The following is a 6,945-nucleotide window of genomic DNA, read 5'->3' on the forward strand; positions in this document are numbered from 1 at the left end:
CAATGTATTAAAAATCTAAAAATACAGATTGACTAATCGTAAGAAAAGAAACCCAAACCTAAAAGTCTGAGTTTCTTTTTGTTTCTCTTTCTTGATACTCGGTTGTATATCGATACGTGCCACGCGCCACATCTCGTCCCTCTAAAACAACAGGAACTTCAACAACTAAATCGCCACCAAGCATTGGAAGTACTCCACCGTCAGATGATCCTGAAGAGTGATTAAATATTTGATTTGATACGCTGCTTGTCATGGCTTGTTTACTATTTGACATACTTCCATACACACCACTCATGACAGTCTTTAATCCTGATAATTGACTTACAGAACTAGCCATCACACGGCTCATATCACTCATTAATTGATTTATTTCACCAGGCATAGTAAATTGTCCACGTGGCATAGCTGCCACTATTCCTGCCCCGATATCGCCAAGTGTCTTTTTATTTAGCGGAAGTACCGCTTCGTCCCCTGCTTCGCCCGCTGCTTGATAACGTCCATTATTCATTCCGAATATAGTTGGCTTAGTGAAAATACCACCCTTGGCGCGCCAATCTATATTGAGTCCAGAAGGAAATGTAATATCTTTACCTAAAACATTTTTAGTACTAGTTTGTAAACTAAAATGTGGAAGAGGTGGCATTTCAGGTTTAGGGATTTTTAACTTCAGATTTTCAAAGAATCCTTTGATTTTATCGATGAATCCCTTTACTCCATCAACCGCATCTCTTATTGGATCCATAATAAATCTTTTTGCCGCTTCAAATTTTTCTTGTGCTGCATTTTTCACTGAATCAAATTTTTCTCTAGCTGAATTATATAAATCAGTAAATTTTTGTTTGGCCTGATTATAAGTATCTGTTACCGGCTGAATAACATATTGTTTCACTAAATTCCAGGCTGAAAGTGTATAGGATTTTATAGATTCCCAATTTGATAATATCCAGTTAGCTAAATCCGCAAGTTTTTGTTTCGTTGTATTCCACAACTCTTGAACTGGTTGAATTACATATTGTTTAACCAAATTCCAAGCCATAAGGGTGTATGATTTAGCAAGTTCCCACTGAGAACTTAACCAAGAGATTAAATCACTAAATTTCTCTTTTACCAAGCTCCACGCTTCCTGTACAGGCTGGGTAATATATTGTTTAAATAATCCCCATGCAACTTGGGCCACAGCTTTTGCGATTTCCCATTGTGTACCGAGCCATGTAACTAATTCACCTATTTTTGTACTTACCCAATCATAAACTTGTTGAATAGGTTGAATGATATATTGTGAAATGGCTGCCCATGCAATTTGCGCTCCTGCTTGAATGAGTAACCACCCTGCTTCTAAAACGGCTGCCATAAATGAAATAATTGGATCTAATACGGTAACGATAGTATTCCATGTTTCCTGCCAAGCTTGTACGAGTGTCCCCCACAATTCTGAAGCCGTTGTAACTAAAGAAGTCCACCAAGAAGACGCTGTTTCCACAATACCTGACCACAAACTACTAAAGAATTCACCTATAGGATCAAAGAAACTATGCATCATTTCAGTGAATGAAGCCCAAGCACCTGAAAAGAATTCAACAATAGAATTCCATGTACTACTGCATATTTCGCCAATCCCTGTCCATAAATCACTAAAAAACTGACCTATTGGATCAAAGAATGAATGCATGGTTTCTAAAAATGAAGTCCACGCTTCACTAGAGGATTGAACAATACCATCCCAAAGCTCTATTAAATATTCCTTAATAGAATTCCATGTTTCTATTGTCCATTGTTTTATAGAATCCCAATTTTGATAAATGGCTATACCTAAGGCAACTACCGCGGCTACAACCACAGCAATTAAGGCTACCCATCCCATCATCGCTAATCCAATGGTGGATATGGTGACGACTATTGGAGCTAATGCCATAAATGCTCCTGCAATGACACCGATAGCTACTGCAACGGCTGCTAATGTAGCAGCTAATTTGGGATTATTAGAAATCCAATCAGCAATTTTAGCTATAACATCAGCTATAACACTAAGAACTGGCTGAAGTGCAACTTGTAAATCCTGCATCGCTTTTTGAAATTTAACTGCTGGATTTGCATCCATTTTCTTAATGGAATCATTCAGTTTATCTTGTTGTTTCCCAAAATCAACTGTTTTCTCTTTCGCGCCTAGCAAAGTGTTAATAATGTTTTGCCCTTGATCTTCATACATTGTCACTTTGTTATCGTAAAGGCTTTTTATCCTCTACTTCTTACAGTTCATTTCCTGTAAGTTCGGCATATGTTTTCACTAATAAGTGTCGCGGTCTCGTGGAGGGATTATATCTTTTCACCCTCTATGCTCTGCTCCTGACTATACTTTACATAGCCTTCGGTTCAAGTTAGGAATCTCACCCTTCTTGCTTTATACCGCAATTTTACTTCGGCACAATTCATCATCTACCGAAAAACTTAACACCTAATTCATTACGTTTGGTTTCATCTTCAACTTCTGATAAAGCTTGTGCAATTTCAGTCATAGCTGCCGATCCATCTTTACCACCTTTAGCTACTGCCTGACCCCATTTTTCAACTTGTTCTGCTGAAATTTTTGTTCCTTCAAGAGCTTCTGTCATAGCTTTATCGACACCTTGACCGAACTCAGCGGCTTTAACACGCCCTTCTTTTAGACCATCTAAGAGATTATCAATCATTTATATTCAACGTAACTCGCAACGTCACGCCCGTTCTCTTATGAACTGCTATACGTCACCGCATAGATTAGACTATATCTTCAACTACTAGAGTTGCTCCCCGTTTCGAGTGTCATATGCTTACACCCTACGTCTTTCGACTAGTCGTTGCACGTTCCTTAATTAAAAGGCTTCGCTCAGTATTGTCTCACTTGAGAGTTTCACTGAATTAAAGGAGTTTTTCATTGTATGTCGCCATACAGGGGAACTATAATCTAATTCCAGGTCCCTGTTTCAACGCCAGCTGCCATAATAGCTTGTACTTCTTCAGCGTTGTAGCCTGCTCGCGTAAGCTGACCACCATATTCGGCAATAATATCTAATTGTTCCGGTGGAAAACCCATTTTTAATAAGGCATCAGCCATTCCAAGAGCGCCTTCTTGTGAAATACCTAGTTCATTACCAATTTCATTTGCTTCTTGAATTAATTCAGTAAAATCTATTCCAGCATAAGCATTAGAAATAACAGCTGCACTCTTTACAATAGAAGCATTAGCTTCATCACTAACACCTTTATTCAAGGCCCACTGTCTTCTTACACCCTCAAGTGCTTCTTCTGCATCTAATCCATAGGCCGAAATACCTCTCACAGCATCCTCTACTGATTTTTTTGAGGACTCAGGAACATCAAATCCTATTTCAATTTTTGTTTTTAGCTTGGACATATCAAGTGCTTGTTCAACAGCTGCTGCAATACCTCCGCCAGCTGCCAAACCACCGATAACATTTTCAAGGCCTACTTTTAACCCTTCAAACTTCTTCTCCGTTCTTCCGGCTTCTTGTTGTAAATCTCTTAATTCATTTCGGACTTGTTGTATTGAATTACCGTCATCCACGGATCGTAGAGCACGTTGTAATTTTTCAATATCTGCTTCTGTTCCTAATGCTTCTCGTCCAATAATCCCAATTGCTTGTTCCAATTGTCGACTTGTAGCTGTTCCGTTTTTAATTGCATTCACAAGACGATTTCCTAAGGCTCCTGCAAAATCATCTACGCTTTTCCCTGTAGCACTAAACAATGTTTCTAATTGTCGGGTGGAATTGGCTACACTGTCTTGTTCTGCTTTCATGTTTCCAAGTTTATTTTTCAGACCATTAAGCGATCCTTCTGTAAATTCAATTTCGCGCCTAAAAGCACGATATTGTTCTTCGGAAATTTTACCGTTTTGGAATTGTGCTTGTACTTGTTGTTCCGCTGCTTTCAATTTATCTAGCTTTTGCGTTGTATTTTCTATTTGTTGTGTAAGTAATTTTTGTTTTTGAGAAAGTGCCTCAATATTCCCAGGATCAAATTTTAAAAGACGTTCAACATCTTTTAGTTCTTTGGCCAAGTTATCACTTTGCTTATTAACATCTTTTAGAGAATTTTGTAATGGTTGAGTGTTACCATTAATTTCAATTGTAATCCCTTTAATTCTTCCTGCCATTTTCTCACCCCTTTCTTAGAATGAATCGAAGTCTTTTTGATTTGCTTTTCTAACTTTTTCTTTATCCGGATTCTCCATTTCAGCAAATTCAGCAATATAGTCAAAACAATCACCGATTGTCATATCTTCTAAATCCCATCTTGTTAGTTTCGCTTTATAACAAAGAGCAAGGAACGTATCAGTGGTTAATTCTTCATCACTGAAAGTCCCTTGCTCTTCATTATTTTTCTTTATTTTTTTTTGCTCCCATTGTCATTTGAATCAAATCGTTAATTTCCGGCATAATTTCATAGATAGGGAATTCATCAAACCCATCTAACCATGTAAGTGGATCTGGAATACTTGGATCAGCCGTTTTAGCATATAACCAAACCAGATCATAAATAACCTCGAAATCAACCTTATTAAAATCTAAAGTTGAAAGATCAATAGTTGCTTCTGTGCTATCAGGTGAAGTGATTGTACCCATAGCCCCTAAAGCAAACATATCAGCAAATAAGTCACGTCTAAATTGCGCTTTGTATCTTTTAACAGTTGCTGCTGTACTTTTTAATCTGACCTGTTTTCCGTCTATTGTAATTGTCTTTTCCATTTACTTACGCTCCTTTTGGTGCTGCTGGTTTTTTAATGTACACTTCTTTGTACCAGTTATCGTAAATTGCTTGAGTTGTTTTAGAGGTTGTTTTTGTTTTAACCATTGGTCTTCCGCCAGGCGCTAAAACAATTGGACTAGATACAAACTTCAATTCATTTGTATTTGGTTCAGCTGAATTTGTTTTTGTTTTAGATGCGATTGTCGGACGACTCGCTGCACAGTTATACATAACGTGTCGAGTTGCGTTCACATCGCCATCGAATTCAAATAGTAATGCAAATGATTTCCCTTTGGCATCAGCTAACTCATTTAATACACCGTCTGTTTCATCTAATTGCTCACCTAATGCATCGATAGCAAATTGCTCCGGAATAGTTGCAATAGATAGCGTTCCGTCATAACCTTGGTTATTACTTGCTGCGTAATAAAGCATGTCATCCGCATAGAATTCAATTAAATCACCGCGTGGCTCAAATGTTAGCTCCACCCCACCAGGCAACGGGATTGGCGCACCAAACTTTACTAAAAAATCTTGAACATCAATTGGGACATAATGTACATTCTTCAAACCAAACGTAACTTTATTTTCTTTAGTCATTTATAACAACCTCGTTTCGTATATTTTTTGATACATTTTCTCAGATTCAATAAACGTCCCATACGAGTCATAAGGAATCTCATGATCGTCTAGTACGTTTTCAAGTTTTGCTTCTGCAACTAAATCTTTTTTAGTTGTATAAAGCTCAATATTTGCATCGTCTATCTTGTGATAAACCTTGTTATCAGCCATTAAGTTTGCAGATCCATCCACAAGAATACAAATATAAGGTGGCGCTGGCACTGACTTACCTAGCGTTGCTATGAAATGCGAATAAGCCACAGGATAACCTGTAGCTTCAAGGATTTTTATTAATTCACCTAAGTTCATTATTCCAGCGCCCTTTCAATCCGTCTTGGTACTTCATTAATTACATACTCTTCAACAGGACGAATATGAACTTGAGCCGGAACACGTCCACCGCCAGCCTTCGCATGGCCGTTTTCCAAAAGATGCGTTAGTTGCCCTTTTATATTGTGGACGACAACGCCATTATCTTCTTTTTTCTTACGCCACCCTTTACGATAAGCCCCTGTTTTTTTAGGACCACTTTGTCTTAATTTACCTACAGCAACATCAGCCACTTCTTCTTGTGCGGTTAACAATTCTTCTTCTACAACATTCGCATATCTTTGTAATTCTCTAGCAAGTTCACTCGCAAAATCGTTCATATTAAACATGCTCCTTTGCGATAATAGTCAATGTTTGATACATTTCATCATCATTCATTGGCGGTTCGATAATATCGAAGATACGATTTTTCATTTTAATTCGCATTAATTCTGTAATACCCGTTGTATAAGGAATTACAAACCTATAAATTCGTGTAGACTGTGAAGCCGAAGCTTCAATGTACTCCGAACCTTTTACCGTTTTTATCATTGCCCACGCTTTTTTTACTTCTTGCCAATTACCTGTTTCAACTTCTTGATTCAATTCGTCTTTCATTACTTCAGGCTGTTCAATGACAATTCGATTTCTACAATCACCTGTATTCAGTGGTTTCTTATACTGAAAAGGACGCATATTAATCACCGTCCAACTTAATTTCTTCTAATGCTTTATCGATGCCTAAACTATTAATCTGACTCAAAAAATTCTTGTCAAAATACTCTAATGCATCGTTATAAACATAACGAGAGCGTTCAAAGACTAATTCTTTGAACTCCTCGTCATTATTTAAATCATAACTCCCACAAATCCTTAGTAACGCCTTGTTAGACGTAGAAAGGATGCGTTTTAGGTTATCGTCTTCCTCATCACCTAAATGCATCCTCTCTTTAAACTCCTGTATAATTACATCTGAAATTACTGTATCCATTCACATCATCCTTGTGTCGGTGGCGTTACTTCTTCAAGTTTCAATGTATAAACTTGTGAAGTGTATTTATCCTTTGGTTTACCTGTAGCATATTGTTTGGCAATATAAAGTGTTGCATCTTCTAAAGCGAGTGTTTCATTATACTTTTGGATTGGCTCCGTTCCACCCATCGCTGCAATGTATTCCCCTTTAACAAAGAACACCACTTGTCCTTGAGGTACAAATACAGATTCTGTTGGGATTGGATTAAAAGGTAAGCTCGTTACATATACACCTGC

The 6,945-nt window shown here is 37.6% G+C and carries 7 protein-coding genes and 3 pseudogenes; all 10 read right to left on the bottom strand.

Annotation, left to right across the window (positions count from 1 at the left end):
* Positions 1 to 58: 58 nt before the first annotated feature.
* Positions 59 to 2,212 carry a phage tail tape measure protein gene (locus PDL00_RS34345; protein WP_333563552.1) on the bottom strand — a complete coding sequence of 718 codons (2,154 nt, stop codon included), beginning with the start codon at positions 2,210 to 2,212 and terminating at the stop codon, positions 59 to 61.
* Between the two features lie 223 nt (positions 2,213 to 2,435).
* Positions 2,436 to 2,684 (bottom strand): annotated as a pseudogene (locus PDL00_RS34350) (hypothetical protein); the annotation flags it as partial.
* Positions 2,685 to 2,944: 260 nt separating this feature from the next.
* Positions 2,945 to 4,153, bottom strand: a pseudogene (locus PDL00_RS34355) (hypothetical protein); the annotation flags it as partial.
* A gap of 220 nt (positions 4,154 to 4,373) precedes the next feature.
* Positions 4,374 to 4,745 (bottom strand): hypothetical protein, encoded by a 372-nt coding sequence (locus tag PDL00_RS34360; protein WP_270733813.1) that lies wholly within the window; start codon positions 4,743 to 4,745, stop codon positions 4,374 to 4,376.
* 4 nt (positions 4,746 to 4,749) lie between these two features.
* The gene (locus tag PDL00_RS34365; protein WP_270733814.1) at positions 4,750 to 5,346 is read right to left on the bottom strand and encodes a major tail protein; all 597 of its coding nucleotides are present in this window, start codon (positions 5,344 to 5,346) and stop codon (positions 4,750 to 4,752) included.
* Positions 5,347 to 5,676, bottom strand: a complete 330-nt coding sequence (locus PDL00_RS34370) for a hypothetical protein (RefSeq protein ID WP_270733815.1) — start codon at positions 5,674 to 5,676, stop codon at positions 5,347 to 5,349.
* Positions 5,676 to 6,017: an HK97 gp10 family phage protein gene (locus PDL00_RS34375; protein WP_270733816.1), complete on the bottom strand. Its 342-nt coding sequence runs from the start codon at positions 6,015 to 6,017 to the stop codon at positions 5,676 to 5,678. Before PDL00_RS34375 ends, PDL00_RS34370 begins: the two co-directional genes overlap by 1 nt.
* Before the next feature lies 1 nt (position 6,018).
* On the bottom strand, positions 6,019 to 6,372 hold the full coding sequence (locus tag PDL00_RS34380) for a phage head closure protein (RefSeq protein WP_270733817.1): 354 nt from the start codon (positions 6,370 to 6,372) through the stop codon (positions 6,019 to 6,021).
* 1 nt (position 6,373) lies between these two features.
* The gene (locus tag PDL00_RS34385; protein WP_270733818.1) at positions 6,374 to 6,667 is read right to left on the bottom strand and encodes a hypothetical protein; all 294 of its coding nucleotides are present in this window, start codon (positions 6,665 to 6,667) and stop codon (positions 6,374 to 6,376) included.
* 5 nt (positions 6,668 to 6,672) lie between these two features.
* Positions 6,673 to 6,945, bottom strand: a pseudogene (locus PDL00_RS34390) (phage major capsid protein); the annotation flags it as partial.

The sequence above is a fragment of the Bacillus cereus group sp. TH152-1LC genome (assembly GCF_027710505.1).
Taxonomy (GTDB): Bacteria; Bacillota; Bacilli; order Bacillales; family Bacillaceae_G; genus Bacillus_A; species Bacillus_A mobilis.